At 57.9% G+C, this 26,529-nt stretch carries 27 protein-coding genes; 21 read left to right on the plus strand and 6 right to left on the minus strand.

Annotated elements, in window-relative coordinates; all coding sequences use genetic code 11:
- Positions 1-67 precede the first annotated feature (67 nt).
- Positions 68-694, plus strand: coding sequence for a recombinase family protein (locus tag NFS22_RS16275; protein WP_251318758.1), 627 nt, complete (start codon positions 68-70; stop codon positions 692-694).
- Positions 695-854: 160 nt separating this feature from the next.
- Here the strand turns inward: NFS22_RS16275 and NFS22_RS16280 are convergent, their stop codons facing one another.
- Positions 855-1,061 carry an SHOCT domain-containing protein gene (locus tag NFS22_RS16280; RefSeq protein ID WP_251318759.1) on the minus strand — a complete coding sequence of 69 codons (207 nt, stop codon included), beginning with the start codon at positions 1,059-1,061 and terminating at the stop codon, positions 855-857.
- Between the two features lie 155 nt (positions 1,062-1,216).
- Positions 1,217-1,753, minus strand: a complete 537-nt coding sequence (rbr, locus tag NFS22_RS16285; RefSeq protein WP_251318760.1) for a rubrerythrin — start codon at positions 1,751-1,753, stop codon at positions 1,217-1,219.
- A gap of 382 nt (positions 1,754-2,135) precedes the next feature.
- Here rbr and coaBC point away from each other — a divergent pair, with 382 nt between their 5' ends.
- The 8 genes from coaBC to NFS22_RS16320 all read left to right on the plus strand — a co-directional run bounded on the left by coaBC (position 2,136) and on the right by NFS22_RS16320 (position 8,706).
- Positions 2,136-3,332: a bifunctional phosphopantothenoylcysteine decarboxylase/phosphopantothenate--cysteine ligase CoaBC gene (gene coaBC / locus NFS22_RS16290; protein WP_251318761.1), complete on the plus strand. Its 1,197-nt coding sequence runs from the start codon at positions 2,136-2,138 to the stop codon at positions 3,330-3,332.
- Positions 3,333-3,365: 33 nt separating this feature from the next.
- The gene (locus NFS22_RS23765; RefSeq protein ID WP_277614835.1) at positions 3,366-3,494 is read left to right on the plus strand and encodes a hypothetical protein; all 129 of its coding nucleotides are present in this window, start codon (positions 3,366-3,368) and stop codon (positions 3,492-3,494) included.
- Between the two features lie 125 nt (positions 3,495-3,619).
- Complete coding sequence (locus NFS22_RS16295; protein WP_251318762.1) at positions 3,620-4,072, plus strand: MarR family winged helix-turn-helix transcriptional regulator; 453 nt, start codon at positions 3,620-3,622, stop codon at positions 4,070-4,072.
- A gap of 6 nt (positions 4,073-4,078) precedes the next feature.
- Positions 4,079-5,410, plus strand: a complete 1,332-nt coding sequence (locus NFS22_RS16300; protein ID WP_251318763.1) for an MATE family efflux transporter — start codon at positions 4,079-4,081, stop codon at positions 5,408-5,410.
- Positions 5,411-5,789: 379 nt separating this feature from the next.
- The gene (locus NFS22_RS16305) at positions 5,790-5,972 is read left to right on the plus strand and encodes a toxin-antitoxin system HicB family antitoxin (RefSeq protein ID WP_251318764.1); all 183 of its coding nucleotides are present in this window, start codon (positions 5,790-5,792) and stop codon (positions 5,970-5,972) included.
- The gene (locus NFS22_RS16310) at positions 5,969-6,628 is read left to right on the plus strand and encodes a ComF family protein (protein WP_251318765.1); all 660 of its coding nucleotides are present in this window, start codon (positions 5,969-5,971) and stop codon (positions 6,626-6,628) included. Before NFS22_RS16305 ends, NFS22_RS16310 begins: the two co-directional genes overlap by 4 nt.
- Positions 6,629-6,778: 150 nt before the next feature.
- The gene (gene mreB, locus NFS22_RS16315) at positions 6,779-7,810 is read left to right on the plus strand and encodes a rod shape-determining protein (RefSeq protein WP_251318766.1); all 1,032 of its coding nucleotides are present in this window, start codon (positions 6,779-6,781) and stop codon (positions 7,808-7,810) included.
- A gap of 53 nt (positions 7,811-7,863) precedes the next feature.
- A complete protein-coding gene (locus NFS22_RS16320; protein ID WP_251318767.1) occupies positions 7,864-8,706 on the plus strand; it encodes a mechanosensitive ion channel family protein in 843 nt (280 codons plus the stop codon).
- A gap of 70 nt (positions 8,707-8,776) precedes the next feature.
- Here the strand turns inward: NFS22_RS16320 and NFS22_RS16325 are convergent, their stop codons facing one another.
- Positions 8,777-9,253, minus strand: coding sequence for a DUF4830 domain-containing protein (locus tag NFS22_RS16325; RefSeq protein ID WP_251318768.1), 477 nt, complete (start codon positions 9,251-9,253; stop codon positions 8,777-8,779).
- A gap of 83 nt (positions 9,254-9,336) precedes the next feature.
- Between NFS22_RS16325 and NFS22_RS16330 the strand changes: the two genes are divergently transcribed.
- The 6 genes from NFS22_RS16330 (at position 9,337) to NFS22_RS16355 (ending at position 15,683) form a co-directional block, all read left to right on the plus strand.
- Positions 9,337-10,062: a pseudouridine synthase gene (locus NFS22_RS16330; protein WP_251318769.1), complete on the plus strand. Its 726-nt coding sequence runs from the start codon at positions 9,337-9,339 to the stop codon at positions 10,060-10,062.
- A gap of 107 nt (positions 10,063-10,169) precedes the next feature.
- Positions 10,170-11,261 (plus strand): PucR family transcriptional regulator, encoded by a 1,092-nt coding sequence (locus NFS22_RS16335; protein ID WP_251318770.1) that lies wholly within the window; start codon positions 10,170-10,172, stop codon positions 11,259-11,261.
- Between the two features lie 256 nt (positions 11,262-11,517).
- Positions 11,518-12,207: a cell division ATP-binding protein FtsE gene (gene ftsE / locus NFS22_RS16340; RefSeq protein WP_251318771.1), complete on the plus strand. Its 690-nt coding sequence runs from the start codon at positions 11,518-11,520 to the stop codon at positions 12,205-12,207.
- Complete coding sequence (ftsX, locus tag NFS22_RS16345; RefSeq protein ID WP_251318772.1) at positions 12,191-13,084, plus strand: permease-like cell division protein FtsX; 894 nt, start codon at positions 12,191-12,193, stop codon at positions 13,082-13,084. The genes ftsE and ftsX overlap by 17 nt, the downstream gene beginning before the upstream one ends.
- A gap of 194 nt (positions 13,085-13,278) precedes the next feature.
- Positions 13,279-14,523, plus strand: a complete 1,245-nt coding sequence (locus tag NFS22_RS16350) for a murein hydrolase activator EnvC family protein (RefSeq protein ID WP_251318773.1) — start codon at positions 13,279-13,281, stop codon at positions 14,521-14,523.
- Positions 14,524-14,663: 140 nt separating this feature from the next.
- Positions 14,664-15,683, plus strand: a complete 1,020-nt coding sequence (locus NFS22_RS16355) for a polysaccharide deacetylase family protein (RefSeq protein WP_251318774.1) — start codon at positions 14,664-14,666, stop codon at positions 15,681-15,683.
- A gap of 483 nt (positions 15,684-16,166) precedes the next feature.
- On the opposite strand, the gene NFS22_RS16360 is transcribed toward NFS22_RS16355, so the two are convergent.
- Positions 16,167-16,961 (minus strand): hypothetical protein, encoded by a 795-nt coding sequence (locus NFS22_RS16360; RefSeq protein ID WP_251318775.1) that lies wholly within the window; start codon positions 16,959-16,961, stop codon positions 16,167-16,169.
- A 154-nt stretch (positions 16,962-17,115) separates the two neighbouring features.
- On the opposite strand from NFS22_RS16360, the gene NFS22_RS16365 reads away from it, so the two are divergent.
- A complete protein-coding gene (locus NFS22_RS16365; protein WP_251318776.1) occupies positions 17,116-17,616 on the plus strand; it encodes a hypothetical protein in 501 nt (166 codons plus the stop codon).
- A gap of 127 nt (positions 17,617-17,743) precedes the next feature.
- Here NFS22_RS16365 and NFS22_RS16370 read toward each other — a convergent pair whose 3' ends face one another.
- Positions 17,744-18,112 (minus strand): transposase, encoded by a 369-nt coding sequence (locus NFS22_RS16370; protein WP_338147987.1) that lies wholly within the window; start codon positions 18,110-18,112, stop codon positions 17,744-17,746.
- 29 nt (positions 18,113-18,141) lie between these two features.
- A complete protein-coding gene (locus tag NFS22_RS16375) occupies positions 18,142-19,380 on the minus strand; it encodes an IS256 family transposase (protein ID WP_251318777.1) in 1,239 nt (412 codons plus the stop codon).
- Between the two features lie 272 nt (positions 19,381-19,652).
- Here NFS22_RS16375 and NFS22_RS16380 point away from each other — a divergent pair, with 272 nt between their 5' ends.
- From NFS22_RS16380 to NFS22_RS16400, 5 genes are all read left to right on the plus strand, one after another.
- Complete coding sequence (locus NFS22_RS16380; RefSeq protein WP_251318778.1) at positions 19,653-20,345, plus strand: response regulator transcription factor; 693 nt, start codon at positions 19,653-19,655, stop codon at positions 20,343-20,345.
- 2 nt (positions 20,346-20,347) lie between these two features.
- Positions 20,348-22,432, plus strand: coding sequence for a sensor histidine kinase (locus NFS22_RS16385; RefSeq protein WP_251318779.1), 2,085 nt, complete (start codon positions 20,348-20,350; stop codon positions 22,430-22,432).
- Between the two features lie 230 nt (positions 22,433-22,662).
- Positions 22,663-24,111 (plus strand): hypothetical protein, encoded by a 1,449-nt coding sequence (locus NFS22_RS16390; RefSeq protein WP_251318780.1) that lies wholly within the window; start codon positions 22,663-22,665, stop codon positions 24,109-24,111.
- A 47-nt stretch (positions 24,112-24,158) separates the two neighbouring features.
- Positions 24,159-24,848, plus strand: a complete 690-nt coding sequence (locus NFS22_RS16395; RefSeq protein ID WP_251318781.1) for a response regulator transcription factor — start codon at positions 24,159-24,161, stop codon at positions 24,846-24,848.
- A 199-nt stretch (positions 24,849-25,047) separates the two neighbouring features.
- Positions 25,048-26,475 carry a sensor histidine kinase gene (locus tag NFS22_RS16400; protein ID WP_251318782.1) on the plus strand — a complete coding sequence of 476 codons (1,428 nt, stop codon included), beginning with the start codon at positions 25,048-25,050 and terminating at the stop codon, positions 26,473-26,475.
- Positions 26,476-26,529: the final 54 nt, after the last annotated feature.

Consider the following 26,529-nt stretch of genomic DNA (forward strand, 5'->3'; position numbering starts at 1 on the left):
TGCTCAGCGCTATTTTGATATCCTATATAATACTGTCATCCCAAAAGAAAAAGAGAGGAGGATTGGGATGCCAGGCATAATGTATGGCTATGCCCGCGTATCTACGCGCAGTCAAAGAGAGGACCGGCAAGTGGCAGCTCTGCGGGAGTTTGGTGTAGCTCTGGAGCATATTACGGTGGAAAAGCAGTCAGGGAAAAATTTCGACCGTCCCCTGTACCAGCAGCTGGTGGAAACATTCCTGCCCGGAGATGTGCTGATAGTCAAGAGCATTGACCGGCTGGGGCGAAATTACAAGGAGATTCTGGAGCAATGGTCCCACATCACAAAGGTAAGAAGTGTTGCTATTGTGGTATTGGATATGCCGCTGCTGGACACCCGGGAGGGCCGGGATTTGACTGGTACGCTGGTGGCAGACATCGTGCTCCAGCTTTTGAGTTATGTGGCCCAGACAGAACGTGAGTTCATCCGTCAGCGACAGGCGGAGGGCATTGCAGCGGCTCTGGAGCGCGGAGTCCGCTTTGGCCCCGACCGAATCCCTATGCCAGAGGGCTTTGAGGAGTTGGCGGAGGACTGGTGGAATGGGTATGTAACTGCTACAGAAGCAGGCAGACAATTAGGCATTTCCCGGAAAACCTTTACCCGCCGGGCTACAGAGTGGGGCGCCGGCCGGCAAAGCGGTTCTCTTCAATCATAAATCACCCCTTTCACCCGTTTCTACCCCCGTTTTGGCAGAAAAAGGTTGAAAGACCTTTTCTGCATTTAACTTACTACATCAGCAAACTTCCGCAACTGTTGATTTACTATTGAAGTGCGAAAGCTCGAAAGAGCTCGACGCACTTCAATTTTTTTATGTTTTAGGGAAAGGAGGCCGGGGAACATGGGCCGAAAACTCCGCTATCTCGGGCCGAGCGAGCGGGCAGAAATTGTTTTTTCTTTGCCTCAAACTCTGCCGCAGTTATGGCCCCACAATCGAGGAGCCCTTTATATTTCAGAATTTCGTCGGCGGCGGAACTGGAGCCGGGAATGGATCGGGAAAGATTATCTTTGATATAGTCGGCCATTTTTGCCGCCTCTTTTGTGGCAGCATAGAGCCTTGACGTCTCACCGTTTGAAGTGGTAAAGCTGGCAGTGTATAAAGCAATGCCAGCTTTTGCAGATAGTCAAATATGCTCCCGCAAAGAGGGGTATAAAAGGATGAGCAAGGGGTTTTTCAAACTCAATAGTTGTCCGCCTTAATCTGGAAGAAGGACTGGGGATGGGCGCAGACGGGGCAGACCTGCGGGGCCTGCTTGCCCACGTGGATATGTCCGCAGTTGGCGCACTGCCAGACCATGTCTCCCTCCCGGGAAAAGACCAGGCCGCCCTCTACATTGGCCAGCAGCTTGCGGTAGCGCTCCTCGTGCTCCTTCTCAATTTTGCCTACCTCCTCAAAGAGGAACGCGATATGGTCAAAGCCCTCCTCCCGGGCCTCCTGGGCCATCTTGGCATACATGTCGGTCCACTCGTAGTTCTCCCCCTGGGCGGCCGCCGCCAGGTTCTCGGCGGTGGTGCCGATACCCTCCAGCAGCTTGAACCAGATTTTGGCGTGCTCCTTCTCGTTGGCAGCGGTCTCCTCAAAAATCTGGGCGATCTGGACAAAGCCGTCCTTCTTGGCCTTGGCGGCGTAGTAGGTGTACTTGTTCCGGGCCTGGCTTTCCCCGGCAAAGGCGGTCCACAGGTTCTGCTCGGTCTTGCTTCCCTTCAGTTCAGGCATGGTTAGTCCTCCCTAATAATAAGAATAATTCGCATTTAATGCAGAACCATCATATCAGCTTTTCAGAGGGTTGTCAAGAGCCTTTCCCTTTGTCATTCCAGGCCCCGCAGAGGCGGCCTGTGGCCATCCGCAGAAGCAAATGGGCAGGCATAAACAGCCAATAATGTGTATAAATGCCTGACAGACGGCCGCACCAAGGAACAGGCCGACTTGACCACATGCCTTGAATCTGTTACAATGCAAGTTACAGAGTTACAGTGGAAGATGAACAACACGACGCAGTTTGTGAAACTTGCCAAGCAGTCCACCGATATCAAAGAGCTGGACCAAGCCTTTTTGTGAAGAGAGGCTCTCCCTGCGGGGAACGTAAGGAGGAAACACTATGCTGAAAAACAAGACTATTCTGTTAGGGGTCACCGGGGGAATCGCGGCCTACAAGGCGGCCGCTTTGGCTTCGGCGCTGGTAAAGCAGCACGCCGGTGTGGAGGTGGTCATGACCGAGCACGCCACTGAGTTTATCACTCCCCTCACCTTTGAGCAGCTCACCGGGCGGCGGTGCATGGTGGACACCTTCGACCGCAATTTCTCCCATCAGGTGGAGCACATCTCCCTGGCCGATCGGACAGATCTGGTGATAATCGCCCCCGCCACCGCCAACGTGTGCGCCAAGCTGGCCCACGGCCTGGCGGACGACATGCTCACCACCACTGTGCTGGCCTGCCCCTGCCCCAAGCTCATTGCCCCGGCCATGAACACCAAAATGTTTGAAAACCCCGTCACTCAGGACAACCTGAACACTCTGCGCCGCTATGGCTGGCAAGTGATTGCCCCTGCCAGCGGGCGGCTGGCCTGCGGGGCGGTGGGGGCAGGAAAGCTGCCTGAGCCGGAGGTTCTCCTCCAGCACATTCTGCGCCAGCTCGCCCTGCCTCACGACCTGGAAGGAAAACATGTTCTGGTCACCGCCGGTCCCACCCAGGAGGCCCTGGACCCTGTCCGCTATCTTACCAACCACTCCACCGGGAAAATGGGCTGCGCTATCGCCAAAATGGCCATGCTCCGGGGGGCGGAGGTAGTGCTGATATCCGGGCCCGCCTCTGCCGCCCCGCCCCCCTTTGTGGAGGTGGTGAAGGTCACCTCCGCCCAGGACATGTTTGAGGCGGTGGCCGCCCGGCAAAGCTGGGCCGACTTCATCTTTAAGGCCGCCGCCGTGGCCGACTACACCCCCGCCCGGTATGCGGATGACAAAATCAAAAAGGAGGACGGCAGCCTGTCCATCCCCCTGCGCCGCACCCAGGATATTCTGAAACACCTGGGCGAGCACCGCCGCCCGGGCCAGGTGCTGTGCGGCTTCTCCATGGAGACCCAGAATATGTTGGAAAACAGCCGGGCCAAGCTGGAGAAAAAAAACGTGGATATGATCTGCGCCAACAATTTAAAGGTCGCCGGGGCCGGCTTCGGCACCGACACCAATGTGATGACCGTTATCACCAGACAGGGCACACAGGAGCTCCCCCTCATGTCCAAGGAGGCGGCGGCCGGTCGTATTCTTGACATTGCGGTCAGCCTTATGATAAAATAACTCTCTTCAATGGTGAACAGGAGATCTGTGTAAATGAATATACAGGAAAATGTCCGGCTGACTATGGCGCTGGAGCGCGCAGGATGGTTCGCAGAGGAAATTATCAACCTGATCAAATATATTGAGAGCGGCGAGGAACAATATAAACCCGTCAAAAATTAAACGAATACGGAGAGGGGCCGCCCCTCTCCGTTAAATTTTGCAAAATACCTCTTGACAAAAGTCCGAAATCAGACTACACTAGTAAAAGTCCGATTTCGGACTTTTTGTTTTTGGAGGGGGACACCATGAATTTTACTCAGTTCAATGAAGAATACAACCGCCTGTACAAGGAGGAGGCCAGCCTGTACCACAGGTTGGCCCGGCATTTTAATCTTTCTGACTCCGCGTTTTGGGTCCTTTACACCCTGGAGGCCGCCCAGCGGCCTCTTACTCAGACGGAGCTGTGCAGCTACCTCTCCCTCACCAAGCAGACCATCCACTCCGCGCTGAAACAGCTGGAGCAGGATGGGGACATCCGGCTCTTTGAGCCTCCGGGGCGGCGCAAGTACCTGGAGCTCACCCCGGAGGGCCAGGCCCTGGCCGCCCGAACTGTCCGCCCGGTTCTGCAGCTGGAGGAGCTGGCCTTTCTTGTCATGGCCGAGAAAGACCGGGAATGCCTGCTGGCCCTGCACCGTCAGCGCATAGAGCTGCTGCTCCGGGAGGCGGAACATCTTTTAAATATACCGCAGGAGGAATAGATTTTTATGAGAATCCAACTTTCCGATCACTTTACCTACTCCAAGCTGCTGCGCTTTACCTTGCCCTCCATTGTGACCATGATCTTCACCTCAATTTACAGCGTGGTGGACGGTCTGTTTGTGTCCAACCTGGTGGGGGAGCTGGCGCTGTCAGCGGTTAATATTGTTTTTCCAGTGTCCATGATTCTGGCGGCCTTCGGCTTTATGCTGGGCTCCGGAGGCAGCGCCATTGTGGCCCGGACCATGGGCGAGGGCAAAGACCAGCTGGCCAACCGGTATTTTTCCATGATTATCCTGGTGGTGCTGGGGCTGGGAACGGTGTTCTCCGTGGGCGGGGCGCTGCTGATTGAGCCTATCGCCCGGCTGGCGGGGGCCAGCGACCTGCTGATGGACGACTGCGTCGCCTATGGCCGGGTCCTGCTGGCGGGCACCGCCCCCTTTATGCTCCAGATGTCCTTTCAGGTCTTCTTTGTCACGGCGGAGCTGCCCAAGCTGGGGCTGGCGGTGTCGCTGACCTCTGGAGTTGTCAACATTGTTATGGACTATGTGCTTATCGCCCTGTGCGATATGGGGATCGCCGGGGCCGCCTGGGGGACGGTGCTCAGCTACCTGACCGGAGGTGTGCTCCCCCTGCTCTACTTCCTCCGGCCCAGACGGGGACGGCTGCGGCTGTGCCCCACAGGCCTCTACCCCCGGGAGCTGAAAAACGCCTGCTCCAACGGCTCCTCCGAGCTGATGAGCAACCTGTCCTCCTCCCTTATCGGCATCTTGTTCAACTGGCAGTTGATGCACCTGGTGGGGGAATCGGGGGTGGCCGCCTACTCGGTGATGATGTATGTGGACTTTGCCTTTGCCGCCGTCTTTTTGGGCTTTGCTATGGGGGTGGGGCCGGTGATTGGCTTTCACTTTGGAGCGGACAACCGGACGGAGCTGAAAAGCCTGCTGAGCAAGTGCCTGCGGGTGATTGTGCTGTGCTCTCTGGCCATGGTGGCCCTGTCTGAGCTGCTGGCCCGCCCCCTGGCCCAGGCCTTTGTGGGCTACAGCGAGGAGCTGATGGATATGACCGTCCACGGTTTTCGTATCTTTGCCCTGAGCTATCTGTTTGTGGGCTTTGGCATTTTCGGCTCAAGACTGTTTACCGACCTGTGCAACGGCCCTATATCGGCGCTGATCTCCTTTCTGCGCACCTTTTTGTTCCGGGGCGGACTGGCCTTCCTGCTCCCCCTGGCCCTGGGACTGGACGGCATTTGGCTGGCCGTAGTGGCCGCCGACGGCCTGGGCGCCGCCGTGGCCCTGGCCCTCATCTGGACCAACCGCAGGCAGTATCATTACTGGTAAATCAGAGAAACAGCACTTAAAATTATAGGGAACTATGGTAAACTGCAAATATAGAACTGAAAGAATTACAAAGAGCGTTGGAGAGGACAGAGGATCCGCGGCGCCCAGACCGAGGACACATCCTGCACATTACCGCACAGGATATTGGACAGCGGGCTCCATGATAAATTTCAATATGTAGCAGGGGCTGAAGGACGTACAATGAGCGGTCAGGTCTTGTGTCTGATTCGAAAATGTGTTCGGGATTATGAGCAGGAAAATGGATCTATTCCAGAGGATAAAACAAAATAGTAAGCGTATAAAATGCATGCAAATTCAAGCAAAAGATTGCGGATCATTTACCATATACTCATGAAGCCTGAGAAATGGAGTACTTGGTATGGATAAACAATCGATCAAAAATATTGGACTCCGGGTCAGCCCGGAGATCCACAAAAAGCTGCGCTATATAGCCAAGTATGAGGGCCGTACCATCAACGGTCAGGCATACTACCTTATTTTGTCCTGTATCCGCGCGTTTGAGAAGGAGCACGGCCCCATCCCGGAGGACGAGCTGAAATGAGCGTCCGGGAGAGGGTGCTGGACCTGCTCTTTCCGCCCAAATGTCCCTTCTGCCAGAAAATTCTGGACAATCCCCGGGCCCCGGTCTGTCCGGTGTGCCAGCCTGAATTGCCCTGGCTAGAGGGGAAGGCGGCGGAGCGCCGGGTGGACTTTGCCAATAGCTGTTTCTCGCCCCTGGCCTACCGGGACATGGTGCCCGGGGCGGTCCACCGGTACAAGTTCAGCCGGGTGCGGGCTCTAGGCAGGCCCTTCGCCGCTCTGATGGCCCAGTGTCTGGAGGATCATCTTCCCCAAAGGGCCGGCCTGATCTGCTGGGCGCCTCTGTCCAGAGAGCGGCTGCGGGAGCGGGGCTTTGACCAGGCGGAGCTGATGGCCCGGGAGGTGGGGCGGCTGCTGTCCATCCCGGCGGGACCCGCCCTGAAGAAGGTGCGCGACACCTCCCCCCAGTCGGAGCTGGAGGAGGAGAGTGCCCGCCGGGCCAACGCCCGGGGAGCCTACGCAGCCCTGCCCGGCCTGGACCTGACAGGCCGGCGGGTGGTGCTGGTGGACGACGTGGTTACCTCCGGTTCCACCCTCAGCGAGTGTGCCGCTCTGCTGCGCCAGGAGGGCGCGGAGGAGATCTGGTGCCTTACCCTGGCCCAGGCCCGGCATGGTTAAGTGCGTCATGGGCTGGAAAAAAAGAAGAAAATTGTTGGAAAAAACGGTTGAAAACCGGGGACACTCGGGTTATAATAAAAAGTGGAGTTTAAGTGCCGCCCATCCGGGCGGTTTTGGAAATTAGAATAAATATATAAGGTGGAACAGAGAATGGGTTTCTTTAGTAAGGATATCGGTATCGACCTGGGCACCGCCTCGGTCTTGGTATATATCAAGGGTAAGGGTGTTGTCCTGCGTGAGCCCTCTGTGGTGGCCATGGACAAAAACACCGGCAAGCTGCTGAAGGTGGGCACCGAGGCCCAGGCCATGCTGGGCCGCACCCCCGGCAACATTGTGGCCATGCGTCCCCTGCGGGAGGGCGTCATCTCCGATTACGACATGACCGAGCGGATGCTGAAGGAGTTTATGAAAAAGGTGACCTCCTTCTCTCTGTTCAAGCCCCGTCTGCTCATCTGCGTCCCCTCCGGCATTACCGAGGTTGAGGAGCGCGCCGTGGTGGACGCCGGCATCCAGGCGGGCGCCCGCCGGGCCTATCTGATTGAGGAGCCGGTGGCCGCCGCCATCGGCGCGGGCATCGACATCACCAAGCCGGACGGCCACATGGTGGTGGATATCGGCGGCGGTACCGCCGACATCGCGGTAATCTCCCTGGGCGGCGTGGTGGAGTCCGCCTCCATCAAGGTGGCCGGCGACAAGTTTGACGAGGCAGTGGTCAAGTATATCCGCCGCAAGCACAATGTTCTGATTGGCGACCGCACCGCCGAGGAGCTGAAAATCAGCATTGGCTGTGTCTTCCCCCGTCCTGAGGAGGTCTCCATGGAGATCAAGGGCCGCTGCCTGATGACCGGCCTGCCCCGGGTGTTCAATGTTACCTCCAGCGAGATGATCGAGGCCTTTGAGGAGACCTCCGCCTCCATCCTGGAGGCCATCCACGGCGTACTGGAGCGCACGCCCCCTGAGCTGGTGGCCGATATCTCCACCAACGGCATTGTCATGACCGGCGGCGGCTCCCTGCTGTGGGGCTTTGACAAGCTGGTTCAGTCCCACACCGGTATTGACACTCATGTGGCTGACGACGCCATCTCCTGCGTGGCCTTTGGCACCGGCAAGAGCCTGGACAGCCTGGACCAGATGCAGGACGGTACTATGAATCTGTCCCGCCGCAAGCAGATGAACTACTAATCAAACAGCCAACAGCCGGCCTGAGGCCGGCTGTTTTGATAAGGAGGAGTTGGATGGAAACGGTGGATGAAGTCCTGCAAACGGTAGGCAGGACCATAGGCGTCAAGGACCTGACCCTGGGCGACGTGCTGCGGGTGCTCATCATGGTGCTGGTGGGCTGGCTGGTCATCCGGCTGCTGATGGGGATGGTGGACCGGCTGCTGAACAAAAGCAAATCGGTGGGGGCCATCAAAACCTACATCCACACCGCGGTGAACATTTTTCTCTGGTTCCTGCTGGCCCTGATGCTGGCCGGGACGCTGGGCCTAGAGACCACCTCCATTATCGCTGTGCTCAGTGTGGCGGGCCTGGCGGTGTCCATGGCTATGCAGAATACACTGTCCAATCTGGCCGGAGGGCTGGTGCTTTTGGTGACCAAGCCCTTTTCCGTGGACGACTATGTGGAGGCCGACGGTGTCAGCGGCACGATTGCCGCTGTCTCCCTGTCCTATACTACCTTCGTCACCCCGGACAACAAAGAAATCTTTGTCCCCAACAGCCAGCTGTCCGCTGCCAAGATCATCAACTACAACCGCCTGGGTAAGCGGCGGATGGATTTAAAATTCACCGCCTCCTACGACGCCCCCACCGCCCAGGTGCGGGCGGCCATCCAGGAGGTGCTGGAGGCCACCCCGGGTATTCTGGATGACCCCGCCCCGGTGGTTTACGTATCGGAATACCAGTCCAGCAGCATTGAGTACCTCACCCGCCTGTGGACCGCCTCCGGCGACTACTGGACCGTGTATTACGCCCTGCTGGAGGGAGTGCGGGAGTCCTTCGCCCGCCACGGGGTGGAGATGACCTATGACCATCTGAACGTGCATATTGTGGAGAATCGGGAAAAAGCCGCTCTATGACAGGGCCTTTCGCCCTTGGGAAGATGGGAGGGCGTTTCTAAACCAGCCGCACCCCCACCCCCGCCGGCCTTCAAGGCATGGCGAGCCCGTGCAAAAATCCGTCCAGCTGGGGGGACAGCACCTCGCCGCCGATTACGGTGTTCTTGCAGATAAGCAGATTGGCCTGAACCCCTGTCTCGCCGGTGGGGTAGTTGAGTATCTCATAGGTATACCGCTTTACCCGCTTGCCGGCGTATTTTTGCAGGTCAAAGCCCTGGCCGTTCTGGAGGGCCAGATATTCGGTGTAGCTGTCGTCCATCTCCTGGGGGATGAGCAGCTCCTGGGTGGAGAGGGGTTCCTCCGACACCTGCCAGCCGTAGGCGGACAGGTAATCGATCCGGTCCTGATTGTCTTTAATCCCCTTGGGGCTGGGCAGGGTGGAGGCGGAGACCTCCCGTCCCACGGCCTGGCCGAAGTTCAGGGCGATGGCGCAGCAGCACAGCAGGGCGGCCACCGCCACCCCCAATGTCAGCTTGCGCCTGGGCATTTTGGCAGTTACGATCAACACAGCACATATCTCCTTCCGTGGCTTGTTCTCCCTTCACCATATGCGGAATTCTTTGGAGATATGCGGAAAAGAGGGGAGCCCTTATGGCTTTGGAACGCATAGACAAGCTGCTCAGCTCCACCGGGCGGTGGAGCCGGAAGGAGGTCAGGGAGCTGGTCCGTCAGGGCCGGGTGCTGGCGGACGGTAGACCCGCCCTCCGCCCGGAGGAGAAGCTGGACCCGTCGGCAGTGTCCTTCACGGTGGACGGCATCCCGGTGGACTGCGCCCCCTTTGTCTACGTGATGCTCCACAAACCGGCAGGGCTGCTGTCGGCCACGGAGGACAGGCTTCAGTCCACGGTGCTGGACCTGCTCCCGGAGGAGCTGCGCCGCCGGGGGCTGTTCCCGGTGGGACGGCTGGACAAGGACACCACCGGCCTGCTTCTCCTCACCGACGACGGAAGTCTGGCCCACCGCCTGCTGTCCCCCAAAAAGCATGTGGACAAGGTGTACCGGGCGGAGGTGGAGGGCCGGGTGGACGAAGAGGACGTCCGGGCCCTGGCCGCCGGCCTGGAGCTGGGGGACGGCCTGCGCTGCCTTCCGGCGGTGCTGGAGCCGCTGGGGGACGGCTCAGTCTGTCTGGTCACCCTGCGGGAGGGCAAGTACCACCAGGTGAAGCGGATGCTGGCCGCCCGGGGGAAGCCGGTCACCGCTCTCCACCGCCTGTCTATGGGGCCTTTGGCGCTGGACGAGGGGCTAAAACCGGGAAATTGGCGGTTTTTGACCCCCCAGGAGCGGGCGGAACTGTGGGGGTTAGAGCAGACTATCTAAAATTTTGGTCGATTTGAACAAAAAAATCAAAAAAAACCCTTGCCAAACAGGGGGGATACCAGTTATAATAAGACAGCGTCACAAAAGAGAATGTAGGAGGGATCGCTGTGTCAAGCAGGATGTTCCAGGGAGTCGTACTTCAAATGAAGGACAACATCAACCGCATGGTAGGTGTGGTGGACGCGGAAGGAATCGTGGTTGCCTGCAGCGAGTTGACCTGCATTGGCGAGCACTGGCCCGGCGTGGTCGCCGCCATCAACAGCGCGGACAACAATCTGGCCCGATTTGAGGGCCGTACCTTTAAGCCCCTTGCGGGCTGGGGGGCCCAGTTTGACTACGCCGCCTTTGTCAAGGGCGAGGACGAGCTGGCCGCCTCCCTGTGCGCCGTGGCCGTAGTGGCCTTTAACGGCGCCAAGACCTATTATGAGGAGAAGCATGACAAGGCTACCTTTGTCAAAAACATCATCTCCGACAATATCCTCCTGGGTGACATCTACACCCAGGCCAAGGAGCTCCACTTTGTCTCCGAAGTCCCCCGGGCCGCCTTTCTGGTGCGCCAGTTGGGCCCCGCCGACGTGTCCGCTATTGACGTAATCCAGAACCTGTTCCCCGATAAGCAGACCGATTTTGTCATCTCCATCAACGAGACCGACGTGGCCCTGATTAAGCAGCTGTCCGAGGGGGCCGACTCCAAGGACCTGGGCAAGATCGCCAAGCAGATCGTCACCGCCGTCAACCAGGAGCTGGGCGTGAAGGTGGTGGTGGGTATCGGCACCATTGTCCCCCACATCCGTGACCTGGCCCGGGCCTACAAGGAGGCCAGCGTGGCTATCGACGTGGGCAAGGTGTTCGACACGGAGAAGACCGTCATCAACTATGAGAACCTGGGCATTGGCCGCCTGATCTATCAGCTGCCCACCATCCTGTGCCAGATGTTCCTTCAGGAGGTCTTTAAAAAGAGCCCCATTGACGCTCTGGACCAGGAGACCCTGCTCACCATCAACAAGTTCTTTGAGAACAACCTGAACGTGTCCGAGACCGCCCGGAAGCTGTTTGTCCACCGGAATACCCTGGTGTACCGGCTGGAGAAGATTAAAAAGCTCACCGGATTGGACCTGCGGGAGTTTGACGACGCCATCACCTTTAAGGTGGCACTGATGGTCAAGAAATACCTCATCTCCCGGGGAATCGAGTCTTAATCAAGAATATATTCAGCGCCGCCCATGGGGCGGCGCTGTTTTTATGAAAAAATTCCAAAAACCCCCTTGCTATTTCCCGGGCGATAGGTTACAATAAGGTTACAAAAATGACAAAACGGTAAAAATCGACCTAAGGCGACAGAAAAAGGAAACCAACGTTTACAGATTATATGTTTACATGGTTTTTGATTTGTGATACACTAAAAAGCTGACAGCCTGAGAAAAATAATTGGCTGAACGGGGAGCAGAGCGCACTATGATTCGCTTAATCGACGTACAGAAAGAATATGACAACGGCACCAAGGCCCTGAAAGGGGTCAATGTGCGCATTGACGACGGGGAATTTGTCTTTTTGGTGGGGCCGTCGGGGTCGGGCAAGTCCACCCTGCTTAAACTGATTACGGCGGAAATTGCACCTACCGATGGCCGGGTGATGGTGAACGGCTTCAACCTGAACAACATCACGCCCCGGCAGGTGCCCCAGATGAGGCGCACTTTGGGGGTCATCTTTCAGGACTTCCGCCTGATTGAGAAGAAGACGGTGTATGACAACCTGTCCTTCGCCATGCGGGCCATTGGGGCCTCCAACCGGGAGCTGCGCCGGCGCATCCCCTACGTGCTCCAGCTGGTGGGCCTGGACCAGAAGGGGGACCGCTACCCTGGCCAGTTGTCCGGCGGTGAGCAGCAGCGGGTGGCCATTGCCCGGGCGCTGGTGAACAACCCCAGCATGATTATCGCCGACGAGCCCACCGGCAACCTGGACCCCCAGCGCTCTTTGGAGATTATGATGCTGCTGGAGCGCATCAACGAGCTGGGCACCACCGTGCTGGTGGTCACCCATGAGAAAAATCTGGTCAACCGCTTCAACAAGCGGGTGGTGACCATCGAAAACGGACGGATCATCAGCGACGAGACAGGTGGTTACTACAATGTCGAGAAGATTTAATACAGGATACTATGTCAGCGAAGGGTTTCACTCCATCTTCACCCATGGATTTATGTCCTTTGCCGCGGTGTGCATGATCGTGGCCTGTCTGCTCATTATGGGCTCCTTTACCCTTTTGGCGGTTAATCTGGACAATACCCTGGGCGACCTGGAGAACGAAAACGAGATACTGGTTTACATAGACGACGCCCTCACCCAGGATCAGGCCCGGATGCTTCAGCCCACGCTGGCCCAGGTGGACAATGTGTCGAAGCTCACCTTTGTCACCAAGCAGCAGGCCGCGGCGGAGTTCAAGGCCAAGCACGGCAATACAACTCAGGTGCTCAACGAGCTGCCCGACGACGCTCTGCGGGACCGCTACCGGGTCCATGTGGTGGAGATCGAGCGGATGGCCGAGACAAAGGCGGCCCTGGAACAGGTGGAGGGCGTGGGCTACGTCAACGCCGCCACCGAGATTGCCGATGGCTTTGTGATGGTGCGCAATATCGCCACCGCCGTGGCCATGGTGCTCATTGGCATTTTGCTGATTGTCTCTCTGTTTATCATTGCCAACACCATCAAGCTGGCCACCTTCTATCGCCGGGAGGAGATCGCCATTATGAAGATGTGCGGCGCCACCGACGGCTTTATCGAGTGGCCCTTTGTGGTGGAGGGTATGCTGCTGGGACTGACCGGGGCCCTGATTGCCTTTTTTGTCCAGTGGGGACTGTACCAGATGGTGGCCAAATTTGCCATCCAGGGCAACGGACTGTCTCTGGTCACTATGATTAGCTACGGCTCTATGGCCGTTACCATCCTGACTGTGTTCTGCGGCGTGGGCGTGTTTATCGGTGTGATAGGTTCGCTGTTCGCCATCCGGAAGTTCTTGCAGGTGTAGCGGATCGGCGCCCGTGTGCAGAGGCGGCCTGTGGCTGCCCTTATAGAAATCAAGAATGACAGGGAGGTCCTCCAAATGAAGAACCAGAAGAAGCAGAAGCTGTTTATGTCCATCCTGGCGGGATTTTTGGCGCTGCTGATGCTGCTGCCTATTATCGCTAACATCTTTATGATCCGCTGAGGGGAGGGCGCACTGTGAAAAAGAGCAAATTGTTCCGCCGGGCTTTGGGCCTGGTTCTGGCGGCGGTTATGGTTCTGCCTATGACAGGGCCGGGGATGGTTATTGAGTCCTCCGCTGTCACTCAGGCGGAGATCGACGCGCTGAAAAGTAAGTCCAGCACCATTGCCTCCCAGAAAAAGGAGATCCAGGAGCAACTGAAAGCGGTCCAGGCGGATAAGAGCGCCGCCATGAAAAAAAAGCAGCTGCTGGAGGACCAGATTGACCTGATCCGTCAGGAGATTGCCAACATCAACGAGCAGATTGCCATGTATGACCAGCTGATCACCGAGAAGACGGCGGAGCTGGAGGAGGCGGAGGAGGCGGAGAAAGCCCAGTTTGAGCTGTTTTGCCGCCAGATGCGGTATATGGAGGAGCAGGGCGAGGTGTCCTACTGGTCCATCCTGTTCTCCTCCAGCGACTTTGCTGAGCTGCTGGACAACTACATGATGATCCAGGAGATCATTGAGTATGACAACCGGGTGATCGACGACCTGGTGGCGCTCCAGGAGAAGGTGACCGCCGACCGCACCGCCCTGGAGGGGGCTCAGGCCCAGCAGGAGGAGGCCAAGGCCGAGCAGATGGCCGCCCAGGATGAGCTGAAGGCCCAGGAGGCTGAGGTGGACAAGCTCATTGCCGAAATCAGCGCCCAGGAGGATGTTCTGGAGGAGATGGAGGAGGAGCTGAACAAGGCCGCCAAGGAGCTGGACAGCCAGATCAAGGCCAAGGAGCGGGAGTACGCCTCTCAAATCGCCAAGGTGCCCAGCGAGTCCGGCTACCTGTGGCCGCTGCCTGGGGGATATAACACCATCTCCTCCCTGGCTGGCGGGCGGATTCACCCCGTTACCGGCAAGCCGGGCACCCACGCCGGCATAGATATTCCTGCCCCCTCAGGCACCAACATCTATGCGGCCAAGAGCGGCGTGGTCATCCACGCGGCCAAGGGCACCGGAAGCAGCTGGTCCTATGGCAACTATGTGATTGTCTCCCACAGCGACGGCACCAGTACCCTCTACGCCCACATGAGCCGGATCGGCTGCAAGCAGGGCCAGGTGGTCAAGCAGGGGGAAGTGATTGGCTACGTAGGCACCACCGGCAGGTCCACCGGCAATCACCTCCACTTTGAGGTCCGCAAGGGCAGCACCCGTATGGACCCGGTGAACTACTTTAAGGATAAGACGCTGTATGTGCTCAGCAGAGGCAAAAAGGTCTCCCTGTGGTAATGAGCAAAGAACATGTCCCGCCCTCAGTTCGGAGGGCGGGATATTTTTCCGCAAATTGGGGCTTGCCTTTGGGGGCGAAGGGGTCTAAAATAGAGGTATAAGCGTCGAAGTGCGTCGAACGGCGGAGGGGATGTGGGTCAATGTCCGAAGAGATTACCATAGAGCGGCAGGAGGAGAAAGTTCCGTCCCGGCTGAAAGGCGGGCCGTCCCCTGTAAAAAAGCTGCTGAAGCGGGCGGTTCCCGTCCTGGCAGTGCTGGCAGTGCTGGTTCCCACCGGGGTGGCCGTGGGGCTGGAGGCCTCCCTGACCCGAACCAAAGCGGAGCTGAGCCAGCTCCAGCAGTGGGGAAGGGTGCCGGCGGCGGACGGGGGCACCTGGTACCAGCCAGGCGCTGAGGGCGGTTCCCCCCAGGGGAGCGGGTCTGCTGTCCCGGCGGGAGACGCCTCTGAGCCTGACGGGCCGGAGGTTCCCTCCTACCAGGAGCTGTACCCTGAGCTGTACGCCCAGCCCCACGACTGGAACACGGTAAACAAGGCCAATGTGTGCTACCTCACCTTTGATGACGGCCCCTCCGCCCGCACTCCGGAGGTGTTGGCCATTTTGGAACAGTACGGCGTAAAGGCCACCTTTTTTGTGGTGGGCAAGGACACGGAACAGTCCAGGCAGTGGATGAAGCAGATTGTGGACGCGGGCCACACCATCGGAGTTCACAGCTATACCCACAGCTACCGGAAAATTTACGGCTCTGTGGAGGCCTACCTGGACGACTTTGCCCAGGAGTATCACATCATTGAGGAGGCCACCGGGGTGGCGCCTCAGATTTTCCGCTTTCCCGGGGGAAGCATCAACGCCTATAACGGCCAGATCTATCAGGAAATCGTGGCCGAGATGACCCGCCGGGGCTTTGTCTACTTTGACTGGAACCGGGCCAATGGTGACGCTGTAAGCAAGCCGCCCTCCGCGGCCACCCTGACCAGCAACGCCCTGGACAGGCTGGGCGTATCCAGCCGGGTAATTCTCCTGATGCACGACAGCAAGAGCCATGCCAGCACCGTAGCCTCCCTGCCCGCCGTCATTGAGGGCTACCAGAACGCCAGCTATACCCTGGAGGCCCTCACCCCCGAGGTGCGGCCCATTGTGTACGCCTACCCCAATCCCTGATCCCCTGGCTCGTGCTCAAAGGCCCCCTTGTACAAGGGGGCATTCTGGTTGTGTTATTGATATTATGATATGTTAGTATGATAACCACTTAAATCTAATTAAAAGAAGGTTATTTTCATCAGCATTTTATCGTTCTGTATGCTGGACTTGGAAAGACCCTGGACCGCGTCCTGGTCGACAATTTTTTGGAGACTGTCTATGGTCACCCGAAACATCTCGACGTCCTGGAGGGCCCGCAAGCGCTCCCAGGAGGCCTTATAGCTGGACACCGAAGCCTGACCGGCCTTTTTATACTTGCGCTCCGAACTGCGTACGGCCTGCGGCGACTCCCGGACAGCTTCACCACGCTGCCAGTTCCGTTTGCACGTTTTACTTGCTTTTCCTCCCATCTTCAATTATAATGAGAGAGAGAAGTAGGCTGGTCAAAACTTACTTCCCTCATAGCTGCCCCTGGTGTTGCAAGCGCCGGGGGCGGTTTTTATTTCAGTGGCAATGTCCACACGTAGTATAGCCCTGACTTAGCAACTCCGCTTCAGACAGGTTTGATGTTGCGTAGTTCTGAGGTGCAATCTTCGGAACATCCCTACAGTTTGGATAATGTATCTTTTTTGTACTGGTATTCAATACCCACTGATCAGTGGTTTGTTTCTGATCCTGATTGTTGTATGTATTGAAGTTGTTTCCATTCCCAGCCCCACTTCCGCTACTACCTGACTGAGCCGCCGCATTTGTTCCACCACTTTGCGTCTTTGTGCCGGACGGGCTTGCCGGGTTAATGTTCACACCGGATTGGGTGTTTCCGCCTTTGGCGGCGGTTACATTTCCACTGGAACCGGTGGGCTGCGTCGAGGGCTGCTGATTCGGCGCTGTGGCGGACGAATTATCTTCCGGGGGTTGTGGCTGCGCTGTCTCTTGTTCATCGGTCTGATTGTTGTCTGGCAGTTGCTCCTGAACTGGCGGGGCCGATACTTGACTGGAGCCCAACGCTTCAAACCCTGGGACAGTACTTCCTCCATGGGCGATCCAGGTTTCACTCATCCAGGTAATTGTACCGTCTTCCACGATTACATTAGGCCCGGCGGAGCTGCTTTTCAAATTTGTTGACGTGCGCTGTTCTTGCTGGGCCTGCTCTTGGGGCGGGCTGCCCAAGACCTCATATCTCAATATGCCCGCACCATAGCCTGCGCCAAATCCTCCCGCGCTGATTGCTGCGGTAGCCAAAACCGAAATCAGAACCGGCAGAATGATACCGCCGCCTTTTTCTGGATTTTTTGCCATTTGATTACCAGCTTTCTACATGTTTAGTAAACAATAGATGTAGGAGTACAATACATGTTGGACAGTAGAGAAAGAAAAAGGTAGAAGGATGGTGCCAAATCGGTTAAAGTTGAGTTGTCACACTTAACACAACCGAGAGGAGGCCACATCCTTCATGAGAAAGAGTATAACACAGGACATGGCGTACAGGCAATCCCTAATGAAATATGCGGAAAAATACGGCGTCAGCCGAGCCAGCCGGAAGTACAACAAGAGCCGGTCCTATATCTATTTCTGGCGTGCTCGCTGGGATGGGAGCGTGGAGTCCCTGGCCTGCCAGTCCCGGCGTCCTCACAGTCATCCAAACCGGCATACCGAAGCGGAGCTGAAGCTGATCCGGGACATGCGCCGCCGCAATCCGCAGCTTGGCCTGGTGGAGCTGTGGCACCGCCTGAAACAGCGCGGCTACACCCGCCGGCCTGAGAGTCTGTTCCGAGTCATGCGCAAACTGGGGATGTTCCCACAGGAGAAGAAGAAAAAGGCTTATACGCCAAAACCTTACCAGCAGATGACTCGTCCGGGAGAAAGGATCCAGGTGGATGTGAAGGTCGTTCCCCGCCGCTGCAGGCACGGTGTAAAATTCTGTGTAAGCGAAAATCGACAAAGTCAAGGATGACGCTGAGAAAACAGGGTAAACAGGGGGACTGAAGCCCTAGACTACAGGTCCCGGCAGACGGTGTGGTATACGCGCCGCTGGCGGCGTGAATGCCGCCCTGGCTGCCGGGATACGCTACGGGAAGGGGTCAGCCAACGGCCCGGCCGGCGAACATGAGCTGCAGTTGATTGAGAACCATATCCCAGTTCTGGCATCTTGCGTGCCAGTGCTTCACGATCCGCTGAGAGGCCAGGTAGAGCATCTTGCGCAGAGAATCATCGTTGGTAAAGCTGGGCTTGTTTTTTGTGATTTGACGGAATTGGCGATTGAGTCCCTCAATGATATTCGTCGTGTATATGATTTTCCGGGGGTCAATCCCAAATTCTGTGTAAACTCCATTTGGGGTGCAAATAGAGCAAAATTTATTCAGTGCGGCAGCCGTGGAATCGGGCTGCTGCCATGTTAAGAACATAACGCGGGTGGGGTCGGATGTCAAGTGGGTAGAGGAGCAGTTCATCTTGCCCTTGACATCCGGCCACGGCGGTGTTACTCGGGCATACGCTCAGCAAAGTAGATGGCCATTTGGGCATGGATCAGGCTCCAGTCCTGCCGCCGTCCAGTCCACTTTTTCGTAATATCCATCATGGCCAAATACAGCATTTTCAGCAGGCTGTCATCGGTAGGAAACACCGATTTAGCCTTGGTCACCTTGCGCAGCTGGCGGTTAAAGCCCTCAATGGCATTGGTGGTGTAGATCAGCCTGCGCACCTCCTGAGGATACTTGAAGTAGGTGCTGAGATTGGCCCAGTTGGCCCGCCAGGATTGGGAGATTTTCGGGTATTTCTTGTCCCAGCGCTCCTCAAAAGCGTCCAGGGCATCCAAGGCGGCCTGCTCATCTACGGCTGCATAGACCGCCTTCAAATCGGCCATAAGGGCCTTCAGGTCCTTGTAGGACACATACTTGCTGGAATTACGCAGCTGGTGGATGATGCAGTTCTGGATTTCTGTTTGAGGAAAGGTGGCGTGGATGGCCGCATCAAATCCTGTCAAATTGTCTGTGCAGGCAATGAAAATATCCTCTATGCCCCGGTTTTTCAGGCTGTTGAGTACAGTCGCCCAGAATTTAGCGCTCTCATTTTCACCAACCCACATGCCCAGGACATCTTTCCTTCCGTCCAGGTTGACTCCAATTGCGATATACACTGCTTTCTTCACGATCTGCCCTTCGCTGCGGACATGGTAGTGGATGGCATCCAGAAATACCACGGCGTAAATGGATTCCAGGGGGCGCTGCTGCCATTCACGAGCTACAGGCAGGATCTTGTCCGTGATCCGGCTGACTGTGCTGTCCGAGACGGAAATGCCGTAAATCTCCTGAATGTGTGTTTCAATGTCCCCTGTCGTCATCCCCTTGGCGTACATGGACAGGATTTTCTCTTCAATGTCTTGGCTAATGCTGGTTTGGTTTTTCTTCAGTACCTGAGGCTCAAATTCACCCTTGCGGTCTCGGGGAACCGACACCTCCACGTCGCCGAAACTGGTACGCAGTCTCTTGCTGCTGTGCCCGTTGCGGCTGTTATCTGTGTCCTTGTTCTTGTAGTCGTATTTGCTGTAGCCCAGCTCGTCATCCAGCTCCGCCTCCAGCCCTTTTTCCATGAACTCGGCAATGGTCTCTTTGAACAGGTTCTGGATGTCATCCATGCTGTCGATGTTTGCCATCTGCAGCAGCTCACGGATTTTTTCTCGACGAGCACTTTCTTCCGGCGTACGGTTCTTTCTAGCCATACATTCAACAATCAAATACCCCGAATATGCACCATATCCTTCATGCTTCAACTCTTGTGATTTCACAATAACTGGAGTTTTATGATCTATAGTTCCGCATTCTACATAGAATTGCTTACACGTTGGATACAGGTTAGATACAAAAAAACCGAAAACTATTACAGTACAACGCACTGAAAATAAAATTTTAAAGCCATCTTAATATTTTCCCACTTGCGATTTAAACAGTCTGTGTTATGCTAAGGACAGAAAAGACAACGGGGGGAGCATTTATGTACACCATCCTGATCTGCGACGACGACAGAGACATTGTATCTGCGCTGGATATCTACCTGACCAGCGAGGGCTATCAAACCATCAAGGCTTTCAACGGCAAGGAGGCTATCCGGGCGGCGGAGACCCACGAAATCCATCTGATTCTCATGGACATCATGATGCCTGAGCTGGACGGCATCCGGGCCACCGCCAAGCTGCGGGAGGGGAGCAACGTGCCCATCATCCTGCTGACGGCCAAGAGTGAGGACACCGACAAAATTCTGGGCCTGAACATCGGGGCGGACGACTACATCACCAAGCCCTTCAACCCTCTGGAGGTAATTGCCCGGGTGAAGTCTCAGCTTCGGCGGTACACCTCCCTGGGCGGGGCGGAGAAAGGCCCGGGCCTCCTCAGCGCAGGCCCTATCGCCATGGACGACGGTGCCAAGGTGGTCACCGTGGACGGGGAGCCAATCAGCCTCACCCCTATTGAGTACAACATTTTAAAGCTGCTGCTGTCCCACCCGGGGCAGGTGTTCTCCTCCGCGCAGATCTATGAGCAGGTGTGGAATGACCCGGCCTACGGCTCGGAAAACACGGTGGCCGTCCACATCCGGCACCTGCGAGAGAAGATCGAGATCAACCCTGCCGAGCCCCGGTACTTGAAGGTGGTCTGGGGCCTGGGCTATAAGATTGAGAAGGGGGCGTAGCCGTGAACAAGCTACAAGGCAATGTAATCGCCAAGCTGTGTGCCTGGGCCGTTCTGCTGGCCGCCGCCTTTGGGGCGGGGATCTTCGGGGTGCGGGCGATGCTCAGCTTCGGATCGGTGGCCGACGACAGCTGGCAGAACTCCTCCCGGTACTACAACGCCGTGAACGAACGCCGGCGGGAGTTGGTGGAGGGGATCAAGCTCTCCCAGCAGCTGGAGCAGCTGGAGCGGCAGATGGAGGAGGGAACCGCCAGTCCCCTGGCATACGCTGACGCGGAGGCCCTGCGGGAGGAGCGGGCCAAGGTGGAGGAGCAGTTTTCCCGGCAGAACACCTGGTTCCGTTTCCGGGTGCTCACCGACAACGGGCAGACCCTTCTGGGCACCAACCTCAACGACGACGAGGCCATGATCCGGGCGGTCCAGAATGTACACTACTTCTCCTTTGAGCTTTGGGAGGGGGATATCTATGGGAATGCATCCTACTATGACCCGGAAACGGGCGAAGGATATTCTGATCCTCCCACTGCGGGACTCAATCCGGAGACCGAAGCCGCGCCGCTGAAGCTGGTGCTGGAGTACGGGGTGCCTGAAAAGATTGACGATTCGATTCAGGACGAGTTCAGCCAGATCTGGAGCATGTGGAACATGGACCGGGCGGCCTTTGACCAGTACCTCACCGGCTTTTTGAGCCTGGGGGCGCTCATCCTGCTGGCCCTGGTCTGGGTGCTCTGGACCGCCGGACACAGGGCGGGGGCGGAGGGGACCGTCACCACCTGGCAGGAGCGGATATTCTTTGACCTGTACGCCGCGGTTATGATTGCTTCCGAGGTCTGTCTGGCTGCCTGCTTTATCTGGACGGCGGAGCAGCTCTACTGGGGAGCGGCCAATGTCTACTCCATTCCGAATCAGGATTTCAACGGCTTTTACAAGCTGGGCGTGATGGGGGCCGGAGCCTTTTTTGCCGCCGGGGTGGGGTGCGCCGCTCTGCTGCTGCGCACCTTGGCTGTCCGACTCAAGGCGGGCTGTCTGGGGAAAACCACCCTGCTGTGCAGGGTGGTCACATGGATGGTGAAGACCATCCATGACTTCCTTCGCTTCCTGCCCTTCACCTGGAAACTGGTGCTGGGCTTCGGGGCGTATGTGGTATTTTCCTTCTGGCTGATCGCGGTGGGGAGGTATGACGGTGTATTTATGCTGATGTATTTCTGTTTGCAGCTGGTCTTGCTGCTCTTCCTGTCCTGGTGGGCCTACGGCTACCACCGCCTGCGCCAGGGCACCAAGACCATCGCCAAGGGGGATCTGGAATACCAGATCGACACCCGGCGGATGCCCTACGACCTGCGCCTCCAGGCGGAGGATTTGAACAACATCTCCGCCGGGCTGTCGGCGGCGGTGGATGAGAAGATGAAGAGCGAGCGGTTCAAGGCGGAGCTGATTACCAACGTCTCCCACGATTTGAAGACGCCCCTCACCTCAATCATAAATTATGTCAACCTGCTGAAATCCACCGACCAGACCGACCCCAAGGCGGCGGAGTATATCGAGGTGCTGGACCGGAAGTCCCAGCGGCTGAAAAAGCTCACCGAGGATCTGGTGGAGGCGTCGAAAGCGTCCACGGGGGTGCTGTCGGTGGCTCGGGAGAAGATTGGCATGGCCCAGCTCATCGACCAGGCGACGGCGGAGTGGGAGGAGCGGCTGACCCAGCAGCGACTCACCCTGGTGACCACCCTCCCCGAGGGGGAGACCTGGGTCTATGCCGACGGCCGCCACCTATGGCGGGTCATTGACAACCTGCTGTCCAACTGCGCCAAGTACGCCATGGAGGGCACCCGAGTCTACTTGGATCTGGAGCGGGGGAAGGGCCAGGTGGCCCTGTCAGTAAAGAACATCTCCCGGGAGCCGCTGAATGTCCCCGCCGAACGGCTGATGGAGCGGTTCGTCCGGGGAGAGGAGTCCCGGTCCACCGAGGGCTCCGGCCTGGGACTGTCCATCGCCCGATCCCTCACCGAGCTCCAGGGAGGCTCCTTTGACCTGGCCGTGGACGGCGACCTGTTTAAGGCGATCGTGACCCTGCCCCAGGCAAATTGAACTCCCTCCATCACCACCTTTGGCGGCGACGGCTCCCTCAGAGAGGGAGCCGGCAGCCCGCAGGGCTGACTGAGGGAGTAACATGGACCCGCCCATCCCGCCCGATTCGGGCGGGATTTTTTGTCCTCCGGAAAAATTACAAAAACCTATGGCTTTTTTTGTAATTTGTGGTATGATGATAGATACCGCCCGTATGTGGTGGATTTTGCGTCGAAAGGGGGCGGAGGGCTGTGAAAAAGCGGTGGACCGCGGCGGGCATGGCGCTGTTGGCGCTGGCACTGCTGAGCGGCTGTCTGTTCCGCTCGCCGGACGACCTGTACCGGCAGCCGGAGAAGTCTCCAGGCTATGAGCAGCTCAATGCCGCCATCCGGGCAGTGCGCACGGGGCTGGGTACGGAGTTTAACGCCCGTGTGGAGGATGTGACCATCATGGCGGGGGACAACACTGCCAGCATCCAGCTCCAGGACCTGGACGGGGACGGCGTTCGGGAGAGCGCGGTCACCTTTTTCCGGGTGCCCGGCATTGAAAAGCCCATTAAAATTTACATTTTCAACCAAATTGGAGAGGAATATGTGGTCACCGGCGTGGTGGAGGGCGAGGGAAGCGCCATTTACGCCATCGACTACGCCCAGATCAACGGCGAGGGCCGCAAGGAGGTGGCCGTCAACTGGCAGATCAGTACCGGGGCCTATCAGCTGGGGGTGTACACCCTGGACGACGTGGACCTGCCCGGCGGGGATGTGGATGAGGAGGAGGCCCTGGCCGCAGTCCGGGCCATGACCCGGAGCGACCTGATGGGCACTGAACGGCTGCTCACCCGGTGCAGTGTGGCCACCGACGGCTCCAGCGGATGCCGTCTGCTGGATATGGACCGGGACTCCCGCACCGAGGTGCTGGTTACCCGGATGGACGCAGGGGCTCCCAGCAGCCAGGTGGAGCTGTATGGCTGGGAGGACGGAGCCATGACCTCGTTGAGCGTTACCGAGCTGTCCGCCGGCATTAACGCCCTCAGCCGCATCCGCACCAACTATCTGGCCGGGAGCCACAACCAGCCCGCCCTCTATGTCACCAGCACCCTGGCCGAGGGGGGGCGGGTCATTGATGTGGTGGCCTACCGGGACGGCGCGCTGGTCAATATTTCCATGGGAAACGAGGGGATCAGCCGGGAGATAATCCAGGGCTACACCGATATCAACCCCACCGACATCAACAACGACATAGTGGCCGAGCTGCCCTCTCCCTACCAGCTGCCCAGCTACGAGGAGAGCGCCTCCAGCAACTTCTGGCTCATCGACTGGGCCCAGTACGACGAGCGGGGCAACCGCAACCATGTGGTCACCACCTACCACAATGTGAGCGACGGCTGGTATCTCACCATCCCGGAGAGCTGGCGGGATCAGATTACCATCTCCCGCAACGACCAGGTCACCGGGCGGCGTGAGGTGGTCTTTTCCCACTGGCTGGGGGAGGACCGGGAGCCGGTGCCCTTCCTGTCCATCTACCGCATGGCCAGCAGCCGCACCTCCGATTTGGAGGAGGAGGGCTGGACCATCCTCCGGGAGGAGGAGAACGTCACCTACGCCGCCCGCTTCCATGAGGACGGCTGGAACTCCGGCCTGGACGAGATGGACCTGCTGGAGCGGTTTGACACCATTAAAAGAAGCTGGTACAACGAATAATCAGCCTCCCTCATAGAGGGAGCCTTTGGAGGGGAAGGAGGAGCAATATGCGAAAGGTACTGGTCCTGGAGGACGAGGAAAATATCCGCAGCTTTGTGGTCATCAACCTGAAGCGGGCGGGCTACCAGACTGTGGAGGCGGGCACCGGCGAAGAGGCCCTGGAGGCTGTCCGGGATAATCCGGATATCAAGGTGGCCCTGCTGGACATTATGCTGCCCGGCATTGACGGCTTTGAGGTGTGCCGCCGCCTGCGGGCCATGGACAACAAGATTGGCATCATCATGCTCACCGCCCGCACCCAGGAGATGGACAAGGTCACCGGCCTGATGACCGGGGCGGACGACTATGTCACAAAGCCCTTTTCCCCCGCCGAACTCACCGCCCGGGTGGACGCCCTGTTCCGCCGTACCGGCGGGGATGAGACGACCCTGTCCCCTGATGAGATCAGCGACCCGCCCTTCCTGCTCAACACCCGCAACCGTACCCTGGAGAAAAACGGCCAGCGGGTCAAGCTCACCCAGGTGGAGTACTCCATTGTCAAGCTGTTTATGGAAAATCCCGGAAAAGCCCTGTCCCGGGAGGAGATTTTGGACACCGTATGGGGCAAGGATTATTTCGGCGAGCTGAAAATTGTGGATGTGAACATCCGCCGCCTGCGCATCAAAATTGAGGACAACGCCCAGAAGCCAACCTTTGTCAACACCGTGTGGGGTTACGGGTATAAATGGGGGAGCTAGAGAAGCCCCGTTGCAAAAGGATTTGGAACAGCTTTGCAGCAAAAGGCCCCCTTCGCAAGGGGGGCTGTCAGCCGCAGGCTGACTGGAGGTTTTCCCAAAAAGACAGACACGTTTCGCCGGGAGAAAACCCTCCGTCATCCACTTCGTGGATGCCACCTCCCTTTGCGAAGGGAGGCTTTTGAAAGGCAGGTGAGGCACAATGGCCAAAACCACAAGGGTACAGGACCAAGTAAAAATCAGGGGTATCCGGCGGCGGTGGCTGCTGAACAGCGTGGCCATTGTGCTGCTGATCCTGACTTTGGCGGTGGGGGCCTTTGCTGCCATGCTGGTGAGCTACTACTACACCGGCACGGCGGACGACCTGATGCGCAAGGCTACCTCCTCCGCCAACGGCTTTCGGATGTACACCCGGTCAGACTACCGGGCGGCGGCCCAGCAGACAGTGAGCAGCTATGAGGACAAGAGCAGTCTGGAACTGCAATTTTTAGACACCACCGGGGCTGTCATCCTGTCGGGCAACGATCTCACCGCCGGCAGTACGCCGGGGACTCCGGATATCCAGCAGGCCATGGCCGAGCTGAGCACCAAGTCCTGGCGGGGCCGGGACCCCTCCACCGGGGAGCGCATCCTGGCCGCCTCCAGCCCGGTGATCTACCAGGGGGAGGTGGTAGGCGTGATCCGGTATGTCACCTCCCTGTCTGAAATCGACCGGCAGTTCACCTTTTCCATCACGGTAATCGCCGCCATTGCCCTGGGCATCTTTGCCATGGTCTACTTCTCCAACCTGTACTTTGTCCGCTCCATTGTGGAGCCCCTGGCCGGCATCACCGAGATTGCCCAGGTGATCGCCGACGGCAGCTACGGGGTGCAGATTGAAAAGAAGTATGACGACGAGATTGGTGAGCTCACCGACGCCATCAACGACATGTCTCGAAAGATACGCCAGGCGGAGAAGACCCAGAGCGAGTTTATCTCCTCCGTCTCCCACGAGCTGCGCACCCCGCTGACGGCTATCACCGGCTGGGCGGAGACCATCCAGAACGGGGAGTGCCGCTCTGCCGGAGACATCCGCAAGGGGATGGGCATCATTGTCTCCGAGGCCAAGCGGCTGAGCAATATGGTGGAGGAGCTGCTGGAGTTCTCCCGCATGGAGGACGGCCGCTTCACCCTGTCGGTGGAGCCCCTGGACCTGAAGGCGGAACTGGAGGACGCCGTGTATACCTATACCGAGTTCTTCCGCAAGGAGGGCATTGTGCTGGAATACTTCGACTGCCCGGAGGAGATGCTCCCCATCTCCGGCGACCCGGAGCGGCTGCGGCAGGTGTTCTGCAATCTGCTGGACAATGCCGCCAAACACGGCGGGGCCGGCAAAAAGATTGACGTATCAGTGGAGCAGTCCGGGGACGTGGCCGTCATCCGGATTCGGGACTACGGCCCGGGCGTCCCTGAGGAGGAACTCCCCTTCCTGAAAAACAAATTCTACAAGGGAAGCTCCAAGGCCCGGGGCTCCGGCATTGGTCTGGCCGTGTGCGAGGAGATTGTCACCCGCCATGAGGGCTATATGGACGTGAGCAACGCCGAGGGCGGCGGTTTTCAGGTTACCATCCGCATGCCCATTGAAAATTAGAGGCGGGTCTGGTAGAATAAATATGAAATCTCCCTTTTGACAAGGGAGACAGCG

The organism is Flintibacter muris, assembly GCF_943192995.1.
GTDB lineage: Bacteria > Bacillota > Clostridia > Oscillospirales > Oscillospiraceae > Lawsonibacter > Lawsonibacter muris.

Bases quoted from the DNA above. Each gene is read 5' to 3' on its own strand.
- NFS22_RS16400 (WP_251318782.1), top strand. From the start codon at position 25,048: ATGGCCAAAACCACAAGGGTACAGGACCAAGTAAAAATCAGGGGTATC.
- NFS22_RS16330 (WP_251318769.1), top strand. From the start codon at position 9,337: ATGGCTTTGGAACGCATAGACAAGCTGCTCAGCTCCACCGGGCGGTGG.
- NFS22_RS16355 (WP_251318774.1), top strand. From the start codon at position 14,664: ATGTCCGAAGAGATTACCATAGAGCGGCAGGAGGAGAAAGTTCCGTCC.
- NFS22_RS16310 (WP_251318765.1), top strand. From the start codon at position 5,969: ATGAGCGTCCGGGAGAGGGTGCTGGACCTGCTCTTTCCGCCCAAATGT.
- NFS22_RS16305 (WP_251318764.1), top strand. From the start codon at position 5,790: ATGGATAAACAATCGATCAAAAATATTGGACTCCGGGTCAGCCCGGAG.
- ftsE (WP_251318771.1), top strand. From the start codon at position 11,518: ATGATTCGCTTAATCGACGTACAGAAAGAATATGACAACGGCACCAAG.
- NFS22_RS16395 (WP_251318781.1), top strand. From the start codon at position 24,159: ATGCGAAAGGTACTGGTCCTGGAGGACGAGGAAAATATCCGCAGCTTT.
- NFS22_RS16300 (WP_251318763.1), top strand. From the start codon at position 4,079: ATGAGAATCCAACTTTCCGATCACTTTACCTACTCCAAGCTGCTGCGC.
- ftsX (WP_251318772.1), top strand. From the start codon at position 12,191: ATGTCGAGAAGATTTAATACAGGATACTATGTCAGCGAAGGGTTTCAC.
- NFS22_RS16320 (WP_251318767.1), top strand. From the start codon at position 7,864: ATGGAAACGGTGGATGAAGTCCTGCAAACGGTAGGCAGGACCATAGGC.
- coaBC (WP_251318761.1), top strand. From the start codon at position 2,136: ATGCTGAAAAACAAGACTATTCTGTTAGGGGTCACCGGGGGAATCGCG.
- NFS22_RS16380 (WP_251318778.1), top strand. From the start codon at position 19,653: ATGTACACCATCCTGATCTGCGACGACGACAGAGACATTGTATCTGCG.
- NFS22_RS16370 (WP_338147987.1), bottom strand. From the start codon at position 18,112: ATGAACTGCTCCTCTACCCACTTGACATCCGACCCCACCCGCGTTATG.
- NFS22_RS16365 (WP_251318776.1), top strand. From the start codon at position 17,116: ATGAGAAAGAGTATAACACAGGACATGGCGTACAGGCAATCCCTAATG.
- mreB (WP_251318766.1), top strand. From the start codon at position 6,779: ATGGGTTTCTTTAGTAAGGATATCGGTATCGACCTGGGCACCGCCTCG.
- NFS22_RS23765 (WP_277614835.1), top strand. From the start codon at position 3,366: ATGAATATACAGGAAAATGTCCGGCTGACTATGGCGCTGGAGCGCGCA.
- NFS22_RS16280 (WP_251318759.1), bottom strand. From the start codon at position 1,061: ATGGCCGACTATATCAAAGATAATCTTTCCCGATCCATTCCCGGCTCC.
- NFS22_RS16295 (WP_251318762.1), top strand. From the start codon at position 3,620: ATGAATTTTACTCAGTTCAATGAAGAATACAACCGCCTGTACAAGGAG.
- NFS22_RS16375 (WP_251318777.1), bottom strand. From the start codon at position 19,380: ATGGCTAGAAAGAACCGTACGCCGGAAGAAAGTGCTCGTCGAGAAAAA.
- NFS22_RS16360 (WP_251318775.1), bottom strand. From the start codon at position 16,961: ATGGCAAAAAATCCAGAAAAAGGCGGCGGTATCATTCTGCCGGTTCTG.
- NFS22_RS16275 (WP_251318758.1), top strand. From the start codon at position 68: ATGCCAGGCATAATGTATGGCTATGCCCGCGTATCTACGCGCAGTCAA.
- rbr (WP_251318760.1), bottom strand. From the start codon at position 1,753: ATGCCTGAACTGAAGGGAAGCAAGACCGAGCAGAACCTGTGGACCGCC.